Below are 17947 nucleotides of genomic sequence, written 5' to 3'. Positions count from 1 at the left end.
TCGGCTCTTTATCCTCGTTGGTGTCAACTGGATGAGGAAACGGTCATGAAGCGATTCAACGCAAGTCTTGCCGCGCTCTTGCTCGGTGTCTCTTCCCTGGTCCTGGCCGAAGGCGGTGGTGATCGCAGCTTTGCCCGGGCCATGGTGGAGAACCAGAAGGCCATGGAGCGTTACGCGGCAAACCAGGGCAAGGCGGCACCGGTGGTGCAGAGCTATCGCTATGGCATGGCGCTGGATATCGCCAAGGTAGTCAGCGTCACTGCGCCGATCAAGTCTTGCAAGGTGGTGCCGTCGCGCATGACTTATGAGGATTCCGCCGGCCGCCTCAATACCATCGAATATCAGGTCCTGGGCCTGTGCCGTAACAACGGCCGTTGATTCATGGGGCTTCGGCGCGCTGGTGTCGATCGTTGCCGGGCTCGATCGTCGGTTTCATTGCACATCGGGCCGGCAAAGCGCTGCCGGTCCTTTGCAGTTGCCTACCGGAAAAGTGCCTTGCGTGGCGCCTTCATGGTCCAACTCCGGCCATCGCCGTTGATCGTCTCGGTGCCAGCGCCAGGCCGTCCTGGGGGCGCAAAATGTTCACTGAAAGCCCCGCAAGCCGGGGCTTTGCTTGCCGTTGAATTATTTTGCTCAGACAAGTCCTGGCTGCTATTCAGAAAGTTCTTTCCAGGCCGATGTTAGGCCAACAGTCGCTTATTTTCTCAGCCCCCCCCCCGGTACGTCCCCATGTTCAATAAACGCTTGAAGCAAGAGTTGTCGGCTCTTCGTGAAGAACTTTCGAGTCTTCAGCAAGTTAAGGAGAGTCTTGAAAGCGAGATGCTGGTCTTCAGCCTGAGCGCCGATGGCCGTATTCAATCGGTCAATCACAACTTCGCTCAGGAAATGCTCTACAAGGGCGGCGACCTGGTAGGACGAGCCCTGGAGGACATCGTTCCGGTTCACCTCCGGAACGAGGAGCTTTACCAGCGCTTCAAGGCGACCCTAACCAGGGGCGAGCACTTTGCCGGGGCGGTGCGCTTGTTGCGGGGCAATGGTGACGAGGCTTGGTTGCGCTCGATCTCCCAGCCGATTCGTGATTCGCAGGGGCGGATCAAATACTTTGCGATTTTCTCCAGCGACCTGACCCGCACCATCGAAGCCTCCCGCGAGCACGAGAACCTGATTGGCGCTTTAGTGCGTTCCACGGCAGTGATCGAGTTCGACCTCAATGGTCATGTGCTGAGCGCCAATGAGCGGTTCCTCTCGAGCATGGGTTACAGCCTGGCGCAGATCAAGGGCAAGCATCACCGCATGTTCTGTGAACCCGAGGAGTACAACAGCGCGGCCTACCAGACGTTCTGGAAGCGCTTGAATGCCGGGGAGTACATCGCCGAGCGCTTCAAGCGTATCGATGCCCATGGCCGCACGGTCTGGCTGGAGGCGTCCTATAACCCGGTACTGGACGCCAGTGGTCAACTCTACAAGGTGGTGAAGTTCGCCACTGTGATCACCGATCAGGTCAATCAGGAGCAGGCGGTGGCCGAAGCGGCGAACATTGCCTACAGCACGTCATTGCAGACCGACAGCAGCGCCCAGCGTGGCACCACGGTGGTGACCGAAGCGGTGAGCGTAATGCGTGATCTGGCCAAGCACATGCAGGACGCCGGCGAGGGCATTGAAGCCCTTAACGATCAATCCCAGGTGATTGGCAGCATCGTCAAGACCATCAGTGGGATTGCCGAACAGACCAACCTGCTGGCGCTCAACGCAGCCATCGAAGCGGCCCGGGCCGGTGAACAGGGGCGGGGGTTTGCGGTGGTCGCCGATGAGGTCCGGCAATTGGCTTCGCGCACCAGCAAGGCCACCGAAGAGATCGTCAGCGTGGTGCGCCAGAACCAGGACATGGCCCGAGAAGCCGTGGAGTTGATGGCCACCGGCAAGTTGCAGGCCGAACAGGGGCTGGCTCTGGCGGCGGAGGCCGGCACCGTGATCGTCGAGATCCAGGACGGTGCGCAGAAAGTCGTCAGCGCGGTCGGGCAGTTCGCCAATCAGTTGTCGTCCTGATTGGCCTGGCAGCGCTGACTGGGCGCGGTTTGTGGTTCCAGGTGGCGCCGTCGGCAAACAAGAAAAATAAGCAGGTTTCCCAAGAGATATTCAGATATTTCTGAAAGACCGGGAGCAGCTTGGAGAAAGACCGTGCTGCGCCGATGGGTAGGTGGATGCTGTATCCACTCTTAGTCTGTCGGTGTATCCATGTTCAACAAACGCTTGAAGCAACAGCTTGTGACCTTGAGCCAAGAACTGAGTGCTCTGCAACAATTCAAGGCCTGCCTGGAAACCCAGATGCTCAGTATCGAGCTGGATGACCAGGGGACGATTCTGCGAGTCAATCCCCCATTTGCCCAAACCCTGGAACGTGATGCGCGGCAGTTGTGTGGGCAGCCTCTGGACAGCATCGTTTCGCATCACCCGCAGGCGGTGGAGCAGCAGCGCGCCCTCAAGGCCGCCTTGGCCCGCAACGAGCCCTATGTCGGGCAGTTGCGCCTGCAGCGCAGTGACGAGCGCGATGCGTGGTTGCAGATCTGTGTCCAGCCGATTCACGACAGCACCGGAAAACTCGACCATTACTCCTTGATCTGTACCGACCAGACCGCTTCGGTGGAAAGTGCCTGCGAGCATGAAAACCTGATGGCGGCGTTGCTGCGCTCCACTGCTGTGATCGAGTTCGACCTGCAAGGCCGGGTGCTCACCGCTAACCCGCGTTTCCTGGCGTGCATGGGCTACCGCCTTGATGAAGTCATGGGCCAGAAGCATCGTCTGTTCTGCGAGCCTCAGGAGTATGAAGGCCCGTCCTACCAGGATTTCTGGGCGCGCTTGAACGCTGGTGAGTATGTCGCCGATCGCTTCAAACGTGTCGACAGCCAGGGTCGTGTTGTGTGGCTCGATGCTTCCTACAACCCGGTGTTGAATGCCAGCGGTCAACTCTACAAGGTGGTGAAGTTCGCCACGGTGATCACCGATCAGGTCAACCAAGAACGTTCGGTGGCCGAGGCGGCGAACATGGCGTACAGCATCTCTCGTCAGACCGACACCAGCGCCCAACGCGGCTCCGCGGTCGTCACCGAAACCCTCGATGTAATGCGTGACCTGGCCAAGTGCATGCAAGACGCCGGTGACGGTATCGAGGCCTTGAACGAGCAATCGCTGGTGATTGGCAGCATCGTCAAGACCATCAGCGGGATTGCCGAGCAGACCAACTTGCTGGCGCTCAACGCGGCGATCGAGGCCGCCCGAGCCGGTGAACAGGGACGTGGTTTCGCCGTGGTGGCCGACGAGGTCCGGCAACTGGCCTCGCGCACCAGCAACGCCACCGACGAGATCGTCGGCGTCGTGCGGCAAAACCAGGACATGGCCCGCTCGGCGGTGGAACTGATGGCTGAAGGCCGGCAGCAGGCTGAACAAGGCCTGACCCTGGCGGCGGAGGCCGGCACGGTGATCGTCGAGATTCAGGACGGTGCGCAGAAAGTCGTGGGTGCGGTGGGGCAGTTCGCCAATCAACTGTCCAGTTGAGAGGGCTGCCCATGACCATGACACCTCGTGCGCTAAGCACCGATCAGGGGCGCGCCGGGTGGTCTGCCGAGCAGCCGAACTGCCACTGCAAGGTCCTGATGAGGGTTAGCGTTTTTGCAGCGACCCGTGGCATTCGTAATGCAAACGGTCGAACCACTGTCCGTGCAGCAGGAAGCTGCGGCGTGAATGGCCGTAACAGGAGAACCCGGACGCTTCCAGGACCCGCACCGAGCCGAGGTTTTCCGGACGGGCGTTGGCTTCGATACGGCTCAGTTGCAATTCCCCGAAGGCCTGCTGCAGGACCTGTTCCACCGCGGCCCTGGCGATACCTCGGCCGTTGAAGCGGGCGCCCACCCGATAGCCCAATTCCGCGCAGTTGAAGTAGGGGCGCTGCACCCGGTGCAGATTGATGCGTCCCACCAACTGTGAGTCCTGGCGAATCAAAAACTGATAGCCGCGATCCGCTTCGGCGTCTTGCCGAGCCTGGACGATGGCTTCGGCTACCCCCTCGCGGGAATAGTAGTGGGGAGGGCGGGCGTTGATCGACGCTTCGAAAAAGGCCCGGTTTTGTTCTTCGAACGCCAGCAGATCGGTCAGGTCGTCAAGCTCTGGAGCGGTGAGGTGAACGTGGGTCATGGTCCGGGGATCTCAATCCGTTGAAGGCGCTTTCATCTCACGTTCTGCTGTTCGTCAGCAAGTCTCCAGCTGCGGTTGGATCAGTTCGGCGAACCACTCGATGAAAACGTTGAGACGGCGCGAGCGATGGCGGCGGTCGGGGTACAGTGCACAGATGTCCATGGGCGAGACCGGCAGTTCGTGGAGTATCTGCACCAGCTCGCCACGGTCCAGCAGGTGCTGTACATCGAAGCGCGGCACCTGAATCATGCCCAGCCCCTGGCGACAGCAGGCGATGTAGTTCTCGGCGTTGTTGACGATCACCCGGCTGGGCAGGCCCAGGAAGTGTTCGCGACCGTCTTGCAGGTATTCCCAGGGTTGTTCGCGGCCGGTATCTGGCGAGGCGTAACCGACCATCCATTGGCCGCTCTGCAGGTCTTGGGCATTGTGAGGTTGGCCGTGTTGGGCGAGGTAGCCGGGGCTGGCGCAATTGATCAGGGCCAGTTGCCCCAACGGGCGAGCGATCAGGCTGCTGCTTGCCAGGGTGCCGACGCGGATTGCGCAATCGACGCCTTCCTGGACCAGATCAATGCTGCGATCGCTTGCCCCCAGCGCCAATTGCAGGCCCGGGTACTGTGCCAGCCACTGGGGCAGGGCAGGAACGATCAGGCGCCGGGCGATGCGGCTGGGCACATCGATATTCAAGCGCCCGCTGACGTCCACCTGGCGGTGTTGGAACAGCCGGTTGAGTTCGAAGGCATCGGCCAGCAGGCAGCGTGCCCGCTCCAGAAGGATGATGCCGTCGGCGGTCAACTGTACATGCCGGGTGGTGCGGTGCAGCAGTCGGGTGCCGAGCCCGGTTTCCAATTGCTGCACGGCGGAGGAAACGGTGGCTCTGGGCAGTTCCAGGGCATGGGCAGCCTTGATGAAACTGCCCATGTCGGCCACCTGGATGAACACTCGGTATTGCTCAAGCTTATCCATCTGCACAACGATCCTGGTTCGGGGATACCTGATGGCAATGAGCCGCTGCAGCGTGCGAGGCGGTGCGGCGGATCGGCAGGCCAATTTACCCCTTGGGCGCCAGGATTACTTGGTGGTGTAGCCGCCGTTGATCAGTAAGGTCTGGCCAGTGATCCACCAGCCTTCGGTCACCAGATGACGAATGAAGGGCACCACGTCCTCGATATCGGTAAGCCCGGTCTTGCTCGACGGCGACAGGGCCGCGGCACTCTGGTGGTAGGCCACGGCGTCGGCGCCTTCGGCGGGGTAGAAGAACGGCGTGTCCATGGGGCCCGGTCCTACAGCCGTTACCGAAATGCCCCGGGCGCCGAACTCTTTGGCGGCGGCGCGAGTGAAATGCTCCACCGGCGCCTTGGAACCGCCGTAGGCGGCATAGAACGGGGTGAAGGCCCCCAGCAGCGACGTCACCAGGGTCACCAGCTTGCCGTTGTCCTCCAGGTGCTTGCCGGCTTCCTTGATGAAGAAGAACGCGCTCTTGGCATTGACCGCGAACATTTGGTCGTACTCGTCTTCGCTGATTTCGATGATGGGTTTCTTCAGCACTTTGCCCACGGTGTTGATGGCGATGTCGATCTGGCCGAAGCGTGCCTTGACCTCGCTGAACAGACGCTCCACCGCACCGGCGCGGGTAAGGTCGGCCTGCCAGGCGTGGGTGTCGACCCCTAGGGCCCTGAGCGCCTCCAGGGTGTTCTGGGCATCGGCCTGACTGGCATCGCTGTTGTAGTGCACGGCCACGGCCCTGGCACCGTGGCTGGCGAGATCGCGGGCAAGCAGGCCACCGAGGTTCTTCACCCCGCCGGCGATCAGCACGACTTTGTTGTTCAGGGAATGATCCGCCATGGCATGGCTCCTTCGACGATTGCGGTGAACGCTGAGTCTAGTGTCTGCCATGGCGTTGATAAGCCGTCGATGCTTGGACGGACTGTCCAGAAAATCCGCCCAATCAGCGTGGCTGCACAGGTGGCGGATGGGTCTACAATCGGCCTTTTTCAGGAGCCTGCCATGCCTGCATTTCGTCATCCGGTGCCATTGGAAAAAGCCTACCGTCTGCTCAATCACGGCCCTACGGTGCTGGTCAGCGCCGCCCATGGCGGGCAGCGCAACATCATGGCCGCCGCCTGGGCCATGCCCCTGGATTTCGAGCCGCCGAAGGTGGCTGTGGTGCTCGACAAGTCCACCTGGACCCGGCAGTTGCTGGAAGCCTCGGGCACCTTTGTCCTCAACGTGCCCTGCGCCACCCAGGTGGACATTGTGCAGACCCTGGGCAACAGCTCCGGACTGGAGTTGAGCCAGGCTGGCGGCGACAAGTTTACCGCTTACGACCTCGCCACCTTTGCCGGCGAGCAGCTAGCGGCGCCGTTGCTCGAAGGCTGCGTGGCCTGGCTGGAATGCCGGCTGCTGCCCGAACCCCACAACCACCAACACTACGACCTGTTTCTTGGTGAAGTGATTGCCGCCCAGGCCGATGCGCGGGTGTTCAACGAGGGGCGCTGGCATTTCGACGGCCAGGACCGGCTGCGCACCCTGCACCATGTGGCGGGGGGGCACTTCCTGACCATTGGCGAGGCCGTTGTCGGCCGTCGGTTGCCTCAGGTTAGCGAGGCTTGAGGCGCGTCGGAGCCACTCTTTCAAGGATTGCACATGCACGAAGTCTTCCAGCGTCTGGTGAACCTGTTGGACAGCCATCAGGCCCGTTATCGGGTGATCCTGCACCCGGCCGAAGGGCCGTCGGCGTGGGTCGCCGAGATTCGTGGCACCGAGCCGGGGCAGGGGGCCAAGGCCATGCTGTGCAGCCTCAAGGGCATGAGCGATGTGTATGGGCTGGTGATTCTCTCCGGCGACCAGAAGCGCGACATGAACAAGGTCGGTGCGGCCCTGGGCGGCAACAAGGCCCAACTGGTCCCGGCGGCGCTGGCCAGGGAACTGACCGGTTGCGTGATCGGTGCCATTCCTCCGCTGAGCTTCGATCCGCCACTGATCAAGCGCTACGCCGAAATCGGCTTTCAATGCCGAACGCCTGGATGCCTCCATGGTCCTTGATACCCAGAACTATTTGAGGATCGCCCGGCCGCTGCTGTTGAGCGTGACCCAGAAGGCCGAGGGCTTGCAGGTTCCTACCAACTGATCCGGCCCAGGGCGTCGGCCAGGGCGGTGAGCTTCGGCGAACACTGGCGCGAGGGGGGATACACCAACGACAGCTGCCGACTGCGCCCGGCATGCGCATGCAGCACCGGCAGCAGCAGGCCGGCATCCAGGGCATCGCGCACGGCGAACTCCATCAACTGGGCAACGCCGAACCCGCCGAGCACTGCATCCACCAGGGCATCGCCGATGTCGAAGATCAGCCGCCCCTGCACCGCCAGGTCCAGGGGCTTGCCCTGGTCCATGAACTGCCAGTCCACCAGCCGGCCGCTGCGCAGATTGCGCACCGTCAGGCAGTTGTGCTGCTGCAGGTCCGCCAGCTGCCGCGGTGTGCCGTGGCGCTCCAGGTAGGCCGGTGCCGCCACGGTGACCCAGCGCAGGGGCGCCAGGGGCCGGGCGATCAGGCGCTGATCCTGGATCAGCCCGGTGCGCAGCACCGCGTCAAACCCTTCGTCGATGATGTCCACCACCCGATCGGTCATCACCGCCTCGACGCTCAACTGGGGATGCTGGGCCGTCAGCTCGCCAATCACCGGCATCACCACCTTGCGCCCGAACAGCGACGGCGTGCTGATCTTCAACATCCCGCTGGGCGAGTCGCGGCGGTCCAGCAGCAGGTGCTCGGCATGGGCCAGCTCCGCCAGCAACGGCGCTGCCCGCTCCACCAGCACCTGGCCGTCCGGGGTCAGGCTGACACTGCGGGTGTTGCGTTGCAGCAGGCGCACACCGAGCTGTTGCTCCAGGCGCGAGATGGCCCGGGACAGGCCGGACTGGGTCAGCCCCAGGTCACCGGCGGCGCGGGTGAAACTGCGGGTTTCGGCGACCCGGACCAGTAGACGAAGGGCGTTCAGATCCATGATTAAAGTCATTACTGAAAGAGAGAAGGCCGTATTTATCATTTAAACCGCATCGATGACACTGGCCGCCGCTTATTTCCACACAAGGATTCTCGCGATGTCCGCGACCCCGTTAGCCAAGCCGTCGGGCTGGATGCTGTCACTGCTGGCCACCGCGCAACTGATCATTGCCCTGGACGCCACCATCGTCTTTGTGGCGTTGCCGGAAATCGGCCTTCGCCTGGGGTTCTCTGCCCAGCAATTGCAATGGGTGGTCAGTGCCTACAGCGTGGCTTTCGGTGGTTTCCTGCTGCTGGGCGGACGCGCGGCGGACCTGCTGGGCAAGCGGCGTTTCTACATCGTCGGGCAGTCGCTGTATGCCCTGGCATCCCTGGCCGGTGGCCTGGGTGGCAGCGCGCTGTTGCTGGTGCTGTCGCGGGCGGTACAGGGCGTCGGCGGGGCGATGTTGTTCCCCGCGACCCTGGCCTTGATCAATACCTGGTACGCCGAAGGGCCGGTGCGCAACCGGGCCTTCGCGGTGTGGAGCGCGGCCTCGGCGGCGGGGCTGGCCCTGGGTGCCCTGCTGGGCGGGGTGCTGACCCAGTACTGGGGTTGGGAAGCGGTGTTTCTGGTCAACGTGCCCCTGGCCGGTGCCTGCGCGTTGCTGGCCCGGCGCTGGATTCCCGCTGACCCGCCACGCCAGCGCAGCCGCCAGTTCGACCTGCGCGGCGCGCTGACCGTGACCCTGGGCGGCACCCTGCTGGTGTTCTCTATCGTCCAGGGCCCGGAGTGGGGCTGGGGCGCGCCGGGGACCCTGGGTTGCCTGGCGTTGTCCCTGGCCTTGCTCGGGCTGTTTGTGCGCCTGGAACAACGCTGCCGCGATCCGCTGATGCCGCTGCGCCTGCTGGGTTATCCACAGCTGCGCATGGCCATGCTGATTACCGCGCTGTTCATGAGCAGTTTCGGCGTGCAGTACTACTTTCTCAGCCTGTATTTCCAGCAGGTCTATCAGTTCAGCGTGCTGCAGAGCGGGTTGGCGTTCCTGCCCTCGACCCTGCTATGCACGCTGGGCATCTGGGTCGCGGAACGGGCGCTGCTGCGCATTGGCCTGCGGGCGAGCCTGGTCACCGGCCTGCTGGCGGGGGCCGTGGGCATCGGCATGATCTACCTGGCCTTGTCCGGCAGCCACGGCTTTGTCGGGCTGCTGCCGGGCATCGTGGTGATGAGCATTGGCCAGGGCATGACCTGGACTTCAATGTGGGTTTCGGCCGGTCAGGGCATTGCCGCTGTCGAGCAAGGGGTGGCGGCGGGTGTGGCGTCCACCAGTCAGCAGATTGGCGGGGCCCTGGGGTTGGCGCTGCTGGTGTCGCTGGCCAACACCCTGAGCCCGACCGGCAATCAGGCCCACGGCATTGAAATAGCCACCGCCGCCAGTGCTTTGCTGGCCCTGCTTGGGGCACTCCTGGCGCTGCGCTTGCCTCGGGCCTCAGCGGCTTTGCCGAGCTGTTCCGTGGCTCAGGGCTGAAGGGGACTAATGGGGTTGGGGCAAGTGGCGGCGCACCGCCCACAGCACCCCGGCCAGCAATAGCAGGGCTGCCGAGCTTTGCAGCAGGCTCGGCAGGTGCTGCAGCCAGATGAAACCGTACAGCAGGGCGAACAGGGTCTCGAACACGATCAACTGGCCGCTCAGGGTCAGGGGCAGGCGCCGGGTCGAGGCATTCCACATGCGATTGCCGAACCAGGAGCCCAGCACTGCGCTACACAGGCTCAGGCCCCAGAACAGCATCCAGCGCTGATCGCTGGCTTCAAGCGCGGTGCCTGGCAACGAAAAACCCTCCGCCAGCAGCCAGACCACAGCGCTCATCAGGCCAGTGGTGATGCCCCACAGGGTCGACCACTGGCCGCTGTTGAAACGGTTGTTCTTCAAGTGGCGGGCGTTGTCGGTGGCGAACCAGGTCCAGCACAGCAGGGCACCGAAGGCGCAAAGCAGGCCCAAGGCGCGCTGGCCGAGTTCCGCCGAGTCGTTTTGTGCGCTGATCAGGGTGTCGAGGTTGATGCAGCAGATGCCGGCGAGCACCAGTAGCAGGGGCCAGCGCAGTTGGCGCAGGGAGACGGCGTCGGCATCTGCGCGTCCGGCCAGGGTGATGGTCAGCGGCAACAGGCCGACAATCAGCGCGGTGCTGGCCACCCCCGCCCACTGGATGGCGCTGGCCAGGAGCATGAAGTAGATCAGGTTGCCGGTCAGCGCCAGCTTGATCAGCAGCAACGCGTCGCCCCAGCTGAGGCGTTGCAGCAGCGTCCGGGCCTGGGGTGCAGCCAGGAGTAGAGAGAATGCGCCATACAGGGTGAAGCGGGCACAGCTGAGCATCAGCGGACTGAACTCCGGCAACAGGCTTGGCACCACAATGGCCAGGCCCCAGACCGCACCGGCCAGGGCCGCATAAGCAACTCCGCGTTTCATGCACACACTCGCAGCGATTCATCAAAGCGCGCAGCCTAGTCATTGCTGACCGACTGGACAAAGGATATATAGGCACTCACCTATTCTTCTGGGGAATGTCTAATGAGTCGCTTCGCCCGTCATTTGCCGCCGCTGGAAACCCTGGTGACTTTCGAGGCGGTGGCGCGCAATGCCAGCTTCACTCGTGCGGCCACCGAGCTGTGCCTGACCCAGAGTGCGGTGAGTAAACAGATTCGGGCGCTGGAGCTGTCGCTGAAAACCCAGCTATTCGAGCGTCAGGCCCGAGGGGTGAAACTCACCGCCTGCGGCGCTTCGTTGTTCGCCGAGGTCAGCACCCAGTTGGAGGCTTTACTGCGTAGCGTCAGTCGTTTGCGGGCCGGGCGCGACGCCAACACCGTCACCGTGCAATGCACCCACGCGGTGGCACAGTTCTGGCTGTTTCCACGTCTGTTGGCGTTCAACAAACAGCACCCGAACATCACCGTGAGCATCCACGCCAACAACGACATGGATGAGTCCAGTGTGGCCGAGCATGATTTCGGCATTCTCTACGGTGCCGGACAATGGTCGTCCCTGGCGGCCACGTCGCTGTTCGCCGAGGTGGTCTATCCCATTGCCAGCCGGCGTCTGGCAGTGCCCGTCGTCAGCGAGTTGGCGCAGTTGGCCGAGTTGCCTCTGATCCAGCTGGACGCCTCGGCCTGGAACTGCATTGACTGGCGCGACTGGTTCCAGCATTTCGCCCTGGACTACAGCGCGCCGCCGGGGGCATTGGGCTTCAACCAACTGACCCTGATGTTCAGTGCCGTGCAGCAGGGCCTGGGCGTCGGCCTGGGCTGGGATTTCATGGCCAGTGAGTTGGTGGCCCAGGGCGAGTTGCAGCGCGTTGGCCAGTGGGCGTTCCGTTCTGGCCAGGCGGACTTTCTGGTGCATGTGCGGCACAAGCGCCTGTCCGCCAGTGGCCAGTTGTTTCACGACTGGCTGGTGGCGCAAGGCGCCGAATAGGGGCGTGGGGAGTCAAATCCAGACGTCGTTCTGTGCCGTACGCTCGCCACCCTGATCGCCGGTGTTGAGCACGCCCTTGGGTTCGATCAGCAGCAGTTTGACCTCCTGCTCGGACCAGGGTTTGTGTTCGACGCCCTTGGGCACCACGAACATTTCACCGCTGGCGATGGACACCCGACCGTCACGAAAGTCGATGTGCAACTGGCCTTCCAGCACGATGAAGGTTTCATCGGTGTCGGGGTGGCTGTGCCAGACGAACTCCCCTTGCAGCTTGGAGATCTTGAACTGGTAGTCATTCATTTCGGCGATCACCTTGGGCGTCCAATGTTCGCTGAACAGACCAAGTTTCTGGACGAAGTTGAGGCTCCGGTAGGGGCGTTGCGCGTTGGCTGGGCTGTGCATGCTGGGGTCCACATCAGTGTTGAATGAGCACTGAGTGTAAGCAGCCGGCGAGGCGGGGTTCTTGAACGATTGTGCGTGGCTCAGCGACCAAGCATGTTCAGCCAGCGCGCCGGTGGCAGGCCGAAGGTCTGGCGAAATTGCCGGGTCATGTGGCTCTGATCGGCGAAACCGGCCATCAGCGCGGCATCGGCCAGGGATTGACCCTGCACCAGCAGCGCACGAACCAGATCCAGGCGGCGCATGTTCAGGTAGCGATAGGGGCTGGTGCCGAACAGCAGGCGAAAGTCTCGGGACAGGCTCCAGCGGTCGCGTTCGCTGTGGGCCGCCAGCTCATCCAGAGTGAGGGGACGATCCAGGGCGCTGTGGATGTATTGCCGGGCTCGCTCGGCTGCCGTGTAGTTAAAACGCGGTCGCGGCTGAGCAACCCCGGCCACACTGTTCAAGGCGTGGGCCAGATCGAACAGCGCGTCTTCCTGTTCCAGCGGGTCCAGGGGGCTGTCGAGGCTGCGCAGCAAGGCATCGGTGGCGGCGAACAGGCGTCGATCATCGGACAGGCCGCCCTTGATGAAGGGCAGCGGCTGGCCACCTAGGATCTGCTGGATCAGCGCCGGTTCGACGTACAGCATGCGGTAGTGAAAACCGTCATGGGTGCCGGCCTCGCCATCGTGGGCTTCATCGGGGTGCAGCACCATGGTCCCGCCCGGCAGGCTGTGGCGCCAACCGCCGCGGTACTGAAAACTCTGTACCCCACGCAGGGTGCGGCCGATGGCGTAGGTGTCGTGGCGGTGCATGTCATAGCCGTGGCCGGCGAAGTACGCCTCGATGCGCTCCAGCCCCTGGACGGGGGGCGCGCGGTGAACCCAGTCGGTGACGGTGGTGGGTTTGGCCATGGAAGGGAGCGGTCCTGGTGGCAATCGTGAAAAACGCACCTTAACCGATGGGCTGTAAGGCTGTCTGCAAGGCCCCAGTCGCGGCGGTGCAGCCATCGCCCCTTGCTATTGGTCCTTGGGCTGATGATTAATTCCCAGGCATGCTTTGCCCGCCAACGAGGAGCATGCGTCCCGCCATCAGGAGTCTGAACATGGCCGTTACTTTTCGCCCGGTAGACACAACCGACATCTCGCGCATTTGCAGCTTCGTGCGTCACCCGCAGGAACTGTTTTTCTTCTTTCCCGCAGCCACCTGGCCGTTGAACCACCAGCAGTTGCGCGACTCTATCGCTCAGCGCAGCGACTCGACGGTGATCGAACATGAAGGGCAGGTCGCGGGGTTTGCCAACTTTTACCGTTGGGAAAGCGGCGGCACCTGCACCATTGGCAACGTGATCGTCGACCCGCACGTGCGCGGCATGGGGCTGGGGGCGCAACTGATCGGGCGGATGATCGAGATCGCCTACGGCAAACATCAGGCGCGTGAGGTGACCTTGTCCTGTTTCAACGACAACGTCGCAGGCTTGTTGCTATATCCCAAGCTGGGGTTCGTGCCGTTTGCCATCGAGGAGCGCAAAAACAAGGAGCAGCAACGGGTCGCGTTGATCCATCTGCGCTACAGCCCTCACTGAAGCGCAGGACAATCAGAGCATTTCTTTAACAGGAACCAGTCATGAGCAAGCTGCGGATCGGAATCATCTTTGGTGGCCGTTCGGCCGAACACGAAGTGTCGCTGCAGTCGGCGCGCAACATCGTCGATGCCCTGGATCGTTCGCGCTTCGAGCCGGTGCTGATCGGCATCGACAAACAGGGCCACTGGCACCTCAATGACACCTCGAACTTTCTGATCAACCAGGAAAACCCGGCGCTGATCGCCCTCAACCAGTCCAACCGTGAGTTGGCGGTGGTTCCGGGCAAGGCCAGTCAGCAGTTGGTGGAAACCTCCAGTCAGGAGCTGTTGGGCCATGTCGATGTGATCTTCCCCATCGTCCACGGCACCCTGGGGGAAGACGGGTGCCTGCAGGGCTTGTTGCGCATGGCCGACCTGCCCTTTGTCGGCTCCGATGTGCTGGGCTCGGCGGTGTGCATGGACAAGGACATCAGCAAGCGCCTGCTGCGCGATGCCGGGCTGGCGGTAACGCCGTTCATCACCCTGACCCGGGCCACTCTGGGCCGTTACGGATTTGCTCGGGTCAGCGAAAACCTCGGCTTGCCGCTGTTCGTCAAACCGGCGAACCAGGGCTCCTCGGTGGGGGTGAGCAAGGTCGAAAGCGAAGCCGACTATCTGGCCGCGGTGGAACTGGCCCTGGGCTTTGACCACAAGGTGCTGGTGGAGTCGGCAGTGCGCGGTCGGGAAATCGAATGCGCGGTGCTGGGCAATGACCAGCCGGTCGCCAGTGGTTGCGGCGAGATCGTGGTCAGCCAGGGCTTCTACTCCTACGACAGCAAATACATCGACGAGCAGGCGGCCCAGGTGGTGGTACCGGCGGCGATCAGCTCGGCCGATAGTGAGCGGATTCAGGCCCTGGCCATCGAGGCATTCCAGGTGCTGGGTTGCTCCGGGCTGGCCCGGGTCGATGTGTTCCTCACCGACAGCGGTGAAGTGCTGATCAATGAAATCAACTCCCTGCCGGGATTCACGCGCATCAGCATGTACCCCAAACTGTGGCAGGCCGCCGGCATGAGCTACAGCGAGCTGATCAGCCGGCTGATCGAGCTGGCCCTGGAGCGTCAAACCGAGCGCCAAGCCTTGAAAATCAACCGCTGAGGCGGATCACCACAGATAGGATCGTCACGAATGAGTGTTGCAACGGCGGCATCGGTTTTTCTTTTTTCCTACGGCACCCTGCAGGACAGGACGGTCCAATTGGCCAACTTCGGTCGTGAGTTGCAGGGCAGCAAGGACGCGATGCTCGGTTATGAGCAGAGCTGGGTGGAAATCACCGATCCTGAGGTATTGGCCGCCAGCGGCAAGACCCATCACCCGATCCTGCGCCCGGGGACGGTGGACAGCGCGCCGATAGCCGGCACGGTGCTGCGTATCACCCCCGAGGAACTGGCGGCGGCCGACCGCTATGAAGTCGCCGACTACAAGCGGGTCAGCGTGACCCTGGCCTCCGGGATCCAGGCCTGGGTCTACGTCAGCGCCTGAGTTCCGGGGTCACTCCGGCGGCAGCATTAGCCCGATGCAAGCCAGCACCAGCACCACGGCCCCGAGGGCGCAGAGCACATAGTTGAGCGGGGTGAAACGGGCGTTGCTGCGGCCTTCGGGGTCGCCGGCGGCGGCATTCAGGCCACGCTGACCGAGCCAGGTGACCCAGGCCAGCACCGGCAGCAGCGCCAGGCTGGCGATGTCGGTTACCGGGTAGCCGATGTTCTTGCGTGACAGTGCATCCACCACGTTGTTGACGATCAGCCCCACCACAAACAGGGTCGCCAGTTCACCGGGCCGCCAGTCATGGCTGCGGCCGTCGCGCTTGAGCTGTGCATCGGCTTCGCGGTACAGCGCATGGGTGAAGAAAATCGCGAAAAACGCCCGGGCCACCGGCCACAGCTCCTGACCGCTGGCGTGCCTGAACTGATGCCAGTTCTTGTAGGCCCAGTACAGCTGGTAGATACCGAAGGTGAGGATATACAGGGTCAGGAACTTGGCCTTGGACACCACATAGAAAGGTTGCGCTGCTGCTTGCGTCGAAGGGGCGGCCAGATCCGCCTGGGGCGGGGCATAGAGATTGTCAGACACGGGCACTCCTTGGGTTGGGTCTGAGGGGGCGGCAACGTTAGCTCAGATTGCAGAGCAAGAACCAGTAAGGTCTTGATGGCCGACGGGAGCCGGATTCAGGCCCGAGGTGGATCTGCCGGCCGAACGTAGTGAATATCCCATTCACTTTCTTCCACTTGCACGAAACCCAGGCGTCGATAAAAACGATTCGAGTCACTGCCGCGCAACGCATCCAGGTGGATGGGCAATTGTTCTCTGGTGGAACGCTGTAAAAGCGGCTCCAAGGCCTGGGCACCGATGCCCCGCCCTTGGAATTGCGGCATGACGTACAGGTGCTGCAGTCGCAGATGATCCTCGTGTGATTGGCTCTGGATAAAGCCCACGGGTTGTCCGTCACTGAGGATGAAGTGACAGCGTTCGGCCGCGAAGCTGGCGGCAAAACGCTCCCGGGCGCGCTGCGGGTCGAAGCGACCCAGGCGCTCAAGGCTTTCGCGCATGGCCGCGATGCGCATCTGGACCAGGGTTTCCAGGTCTTGCTCGGTGGTGGTCCGCAGTGCAATCGCCGGGCTCATGTTCGGGCTATCCAGGAGTATTGGAAGGACTTCTCTTCCCCTTGATGGTTCCGTCGCCGGTAGCTGGCCAGCTTCGGGGTCGAGCAGTAGGTGCACAGTGGGCTGAACTCGACCTGTTCATCGCTCACCCCGGCGGCACGCAGCAAGTACAGGGCATAGCGGCTCAGGTCGAACCACCGTGAGCCTTCCTGGCTGGGTTGCGGCGGAGTGATCTCGGGCGGCAGCAATGGGGCCGGTTGCTGGCGACTCCAGGGGGGCTGTGTTGCGGGCCACAGATGGCCTTGAGTGGCAGACAGCCTGTTGACGAACTCGGCGCTGACCTCATAGCAGCAGGGTTTGATCGACGGGCCGCTGATCACACGCAATTGATGCGCGCCAATGCCCCGGGCGGCAAAGTGTTCCAGCACATGGGCGATGATCCCGCCGTGCAGGCTTTTCCAGCCGCCATGCACCGCTGCAACCCAGGCACCGTCGTGGCTGCTGATCAGCAGTGGCAGGCAATCGGCGGTGACCACTGCAATCGGACGGGCCGAGCGGGTCAGCACCGCGTCGCCACGAATGATGCCGCTGGGCAGCGTGGTACTGGCTTCGACCACTTCGCCGCTGTGGACCTGGGAGCAGAAGAACAGATTGGCCGGCAGGGCACCGCCGGCGATGGAAAATTCATGACGGATGCCGGTTATCTGTTGCAACTCACCTGCCTGGAAACTCATCGGGCCTTCGCTCGGTAACCTGGAAATGGCTGCAGAGCATAACGGCATCCGCGGTACTTTTGCTGACAGTGGACGCTGGATGAGCAGGCGCAGACCAGCGGTAGCCTGCGGCTCTGTTCGCCCCGTGGGTTTTTCAGGCGTTCAGCGGGATGTACAACTCGATCACGCTGTCCGGGTGCTGGGGCCCCAGGAAGCGCTCGCCGCTGTACTCGAACTCCACGGCCTCGATGGGCGTGAGCCCGGCGGCGGGCAACCATTCGCTGTAGGCCGCACGGAAGGTTTCCGGCAGGGTGGCCACCGCGCCGTGGTGTTCCACCCGGGCGTAGTGGCGAGCGGGAATGTCCAGCTCGACCATCCCGGGCACCAGCGGCGCGTCGGCGGCCACTGGCAGGCCGGCGACATAGCGCCACTGGCCGTCCTCCAGGGGCTGGCAGATGCCGTAGGTGCCCACCGGCTCGGCCAGGCGCTGGATCTCCTGTTCCCGGGGTTCAAAACGTTGCCAGAGCTCGGCGATGGAGCCCGGATCATCCTGCTGCCAGGCCATGCCGATGATCCGTTGCATGGCCAGGAACACCTTCTGCGGTGTTTGCGCCGCCGGGATCTGGCGCTGCGGTTGGGCCAGGTAGCGCTGCAGATGGCCGAGCACCTTCTGGCTGCGGGCAATCTCGCTTTCCAGCTGCCGGGCGTGGTCCTGCAGTGATTGCTGCATGTGCAACACGCTGTCCAGGCCGCCCTGGTCCGCCAGCGAGCGGATGTCTTCCAGGGACATGCCCAGTTGCCGCAGCCAGACGATGCGGCCCAGGGTCACGATCTGTTCCGGGCTGTAGTAGCGATAGCCGTTGTCACGGCCGGTGAGGGCCGGGGTGAACAGGCCGATGCTGTCGTAATGGCGCAGGGTCTTGGTGGTGAGGCTGTGGCAGCGAGCCATTTGGCCGATGGTGAGCATGGAGCGTCCTTTGGGGGGGGGCTGGACGGCAG

The 17947-nt window shown here is 63.0% G+C and carries 21 protein-coding genes and 2 pseudogenes; 12 read left to right on the top strand and 11 right to left on the bottom strand.

Annotated elements, in window-relative coordinates; translation table 11 throughout:
- Nucleotides 1-45: 45 nt before the first annotated feature.
- From PLD_RS30025 to PLD_RS31355, 5 genes and pseudogenes are all read left to right on the top strand, one after another.
- Nucleotides 46-378, top strand: coding sequence for a DUF2790 domain-containing protein (locus PLD_RS30025; RefSeq protein ID WP_159898377.1), 333 nt, complete (start codon nucleotides 46-48; stop codon nucleotides 376-378).
- A 351-nt stretch (nucleotides 379-729) separates the two neighbouring features.
- Nucleotides 730-1506: pseudogene (locus PLD_RS31370) on the top strand (PAS domain-containing protein); the annotation flags it as partial.
- Between the two features lie 108 nt (nucleotides 1507-1614).
- Nucleotides 1615-2046, top strand: a complete 432-nt coding sequence (locus PLD_RS31365) for a methyl-accepting chemotaxis protein (RefSeq protein WP_371929109.1) — start codon at nucleotides 1615-1617, stop codon at nucleotides 2044-2046.
- A 189-nt stretch (nucleotides 2047-2235) separates the two neighbouring features.
- Nucleotides 2236-3009, top strand: a pseudogene (locus tag PLD_RS31360) (PAS domain-containing protein); the annotation flags it as partial.
- Nucleotides 3010-3042: 33 nt separating this feature from the next.
- Nucleotides 3043-3552: a methyl-accepting chemotaxis protein gene (locus PLD_RS31355; RefSeq protein ID WP_371929108.1), complete on the top strand. Its 510-nt coding sequence runs from the start codon at nucleotides 3043-3045 to the stop codon at nucleotides 3550-3552.
- Nucleotides 3553-3657: 105 nt separating this feature from the next.
- Here PLD_RS31355 and PLD_RS30010 read toward each other — a convergent pair whose 3' ends face one another.
- The 3 genes from PLD_RS30010 to PLD_RS30000 all read right to left on the bottom strand — a co-directional run bounded on the left by PLD_RS30010 (nucleotide 3658) and on the right by PLD_RS30000 (nucleotide 6030).
- Nucleotides 3658-4188, bottom strand: coding sequence for a GNAT family N-acetyltransferase (locus PLD_RS30010; protein ID WP_159898374.1), 531 nt, complete (start codon nucleotides 4186-4188; stop codon nucleotides 3658-3660).
- 54 nt (nucleotides 4189-4242) lie between these two features.
- On the bottom strand, nucleotides 4243-5151 hold the full coding sequence (locus tag PLD_RS30005; protein WP_159898373.1) for a LysR family transcriptional regulator: 909 nt from the start codon (nucleotides 5149-5151) through the stop codon (nucleotides 4243-4245).
- 105 nt (nucleotides 5152-5256) lie between these two features.
- Nucleotides 5257-6030: an SDR family oxidoreductase gene (locus tag PLD_RS30000; protein ID WP_159898372.1), complete on the bottom strand. Its 774-nt coding sequence runs from the start codon at nucleotides 6028-6030 to the stop codon at nucleotides 5257-5259.
- A 162-nt stretch (nucleotides 6031-6192) separates the two neighbouring features.
- Here PLD_RS30000 and PLD_RS29995 point away from each other — a divergent pair, with 162 nt between their 5' ends.
- Together PLD_RS29995 and PLD_RS29990 are read left to right on the top strand one after the other, a co-directional pair.
- On the top strand, nucleotides 6193-6798 hold the full coding sequence (locus PLD_RS29995; protein ID WP_159898371.1) for a flavin reductase family protein: 606 nt from the start codon (nucleotides 6193-6195) through the stop codon (nucleotides 6796-6798).
- Nucleotides 6799-6831: 33 nt separating this feature from the next.
- Entirely contained in the window at nucleotides 6832-7230 is a 399-nt protein-coding gene (locus PLD_RS29990; RefSeq protein ID WP_256674849.1) for a YbaK/EbsC family protein, read from the top strand.
- Nucleotides 7231-7304: 74 nt separating this feature from the next.
- Here PLD_RS29990 and PLD_RS29985 read toward each other — a convergent pair whose 3' ends face one another.
- Nucleotides 7305-8189, bottom strand: coding sequence for a LysR family transcriptional regulator (locus PLD_RS29985; RefSeq protein WP_159898370.1), 885 nt, complete (start codon nucleotides 8187-8189; stop codon nucleotides 7305-7307).
- A gap of 97 nt (nucleotides 8190-8286) precedes the next feature.
- On the opposite strand from PLD_RS29985, the gene PLD_RS29980 reads away from it, so the two are divergent.
- A complete protein-coding gene (locus tag PLD_RS29980) occupies nucleotides 8287-9693 on the top strand; it encodes an MFS transporter (protein ID WP_159898369.1) in 1407 nt (468 codons plus the stop codon).
- 6 nt (nucleotides 9694-9699) lie between these two features.
- On the opposite strand, the gene PLD_RS29975 is transcribed toward PLD_RS29980, so the two are convergent.
- Nucleotides 9700-10629, bottom strand: coding sequence for a DMT family transporter (locus tag PLD_RS29975; protein ID WP_159898368.1), 930 nt, complete (start codon nucleotides 10627-10629; stop codon nucleotides 9700-9702).
- A gap of 102 nt (nucleotides 10630-10731) precedes the next feature.
- On the opposite strand from PLD_RS29975, the gene PLD_RS29970 reads away from it, so the two are divergent.
- Nucleotides 10732-11631: a LysR substrate-binding domain-containing protein gene (locus tag PLD_RS29970; RefSeq protein ID WP_159898367.1), complete on the top strand. Its 900-nt coding sequence runs from the start codon at nucleotides 10732-10734 to the stop codon at nucleotides 11629-11631.
- A 12-nt stretch (nucleotides 11632-11643) separates the two neighbouring features.
- Here PLD_RS29970 and PLD_RS29965 read toward each other — a convergent pair whose 3' ends face one another.
- The gene (locus tag PLD_RS29965) at nucleotides 11644-12033 is read right to left on the bottom strand and encodes a cupin domain-containing protein (protein WP_159898366.1); all 390 of its coding nucleotides are present in this window, start codon (nucleotides 12031-12033) and stop codon (nucleotides 11644-11646) included.
- Nucleotides 12034-12113: 80 nt separating this feature from the next.
- Nucleotides 12114-12923, bottom strand: coding sequence for an AraC family transcriptional regulator (locus PLD_RS29960; protein ID WP_159898365.1), 810 nt, complete (start codon nucleotides 12921-12923; stop codon nucleotides 12114-12116).
- Between the two features lie 191 nt (nucleotides 12924-13114).
- Between PLD_RS29960 and PLD_RS29955 the strand changes: the two genes are divergently transcribed.
- The 3 genes from PLD_RS29955 to PLD_RS29945 are packed head-to-tail and all read left to right on the top strand — an operon-like array spanning nucleotide 13115 to nucleotide 15114.
- Nucleotides 13115-13594 carry a GNAT family N-acetyltransferase gene (locus PLD_RS29955; RefSeq protein WP_159898364.1) on the top strand — a complete coding sequence of 160 codons (480 nt, stop codon included), beginning with the start codon at nucleotides 13115-13117 and terminating at the stop codon, nucleotides 13592-13594.
- A gap of 41 nt (nucleotides 13595-13635) precedes the next feature.
- On the top strand, nucleotides 13636-14730 hold the full coding sequence (gene ddlA, locus PLD_RS29950) for a D-alanine--D-alanine ligase (RefSeq protein ID WP_159898363.1): 1095 nt from the start codon (nucleotides 13636-13638) through the stop codon (nucleotides 14728-14730).
- Between the two features lie 30 nt (nucleotides 14731-14760).
- The gene (locus tag PLD_RS29945) at nucleotides 14761-15114 is read left to right on the top strand and encodes a gamma-glutamylcyclotransferase family protein (RefSeq protein ID WP_159898362.1); all 354 of its coding nucleotides are present in this window, start codon (nucleotides 14761-14763) and stop codon (nucleotides 15112-15114) included.
- Nucleotides 15115-15123: 9 nt separating this feature from the next.
- Here PLD_RS29945 and PLD_RS29940 read toward each other — a convergent pair whose 3' ends face one another.
- The 4 genes from PLD_RS29940 to PLD_RS29925 form a co-directional block, all read right to left on the bottom strand.
- The gene (locus PLD_RS29940) at nucleotides 15124-15705 is read right to left on the bottom strand and encodes a DUF4234 domain-containing protein (protein ID WP_159898361.1); all 582 of its coding nucleotides are present in this window, start codon (nucleotides 15703-15705) and stop codon (nucleotides 15124-15126) included.
- Nucleotides 15706-15800: 95 nt separating this feature from the next.
- Nucleotides 15801-16256: a GNAT family N-acetyltransferase gene (locus tag PLD_RS29935; RefSeq protein WP_159898360.1), complete on the bottom strand. Its 456-nt coding sequence runs from the start codon at nucleotides 16254-16256 to the stop codon at nucleotides 15801-15803.
- Entirely contained in the window at nucleotides 16253-16969 is a 717-nt protein-coding gene (locus PLD_RS29930) for a polyphenol oxidase family protein (protein WP_159898359.1), read from the bottom strand. Before PLD_RS29930 ends, PLD_RS29935 begins: the two co-directional genes overlap by 4 nt.
- Nucleotides 16970-17102: 133 nt before the next feature.
- Nucleotides 17103-17915, bottom strand: a complete 813-nt coding sequence (locus PLD_RS29925) for an effector binding domain-containing protein (protein WP_159898358.1) — start codon at nucleotides 17913-17915, stop codon at nucleotides 17103-17105.
- Nucleotides 17916-17947: the final 32 nt, after the last annotated feature.

The sequence above is a fragment of the Pseudomonas sp. LD120 genome (genome assembly GCF_009861525.1).
Taxonomy (GTDB): domain Bacteria; phylum Pseudomonadota; class Gammaproteobacteria; order Pseudomonadales; family Pseudomonadaceae; genus Aquipseudomonas.
This window is presented reverse-complemented; position numbering and strand designations above follow the sequence as displayed.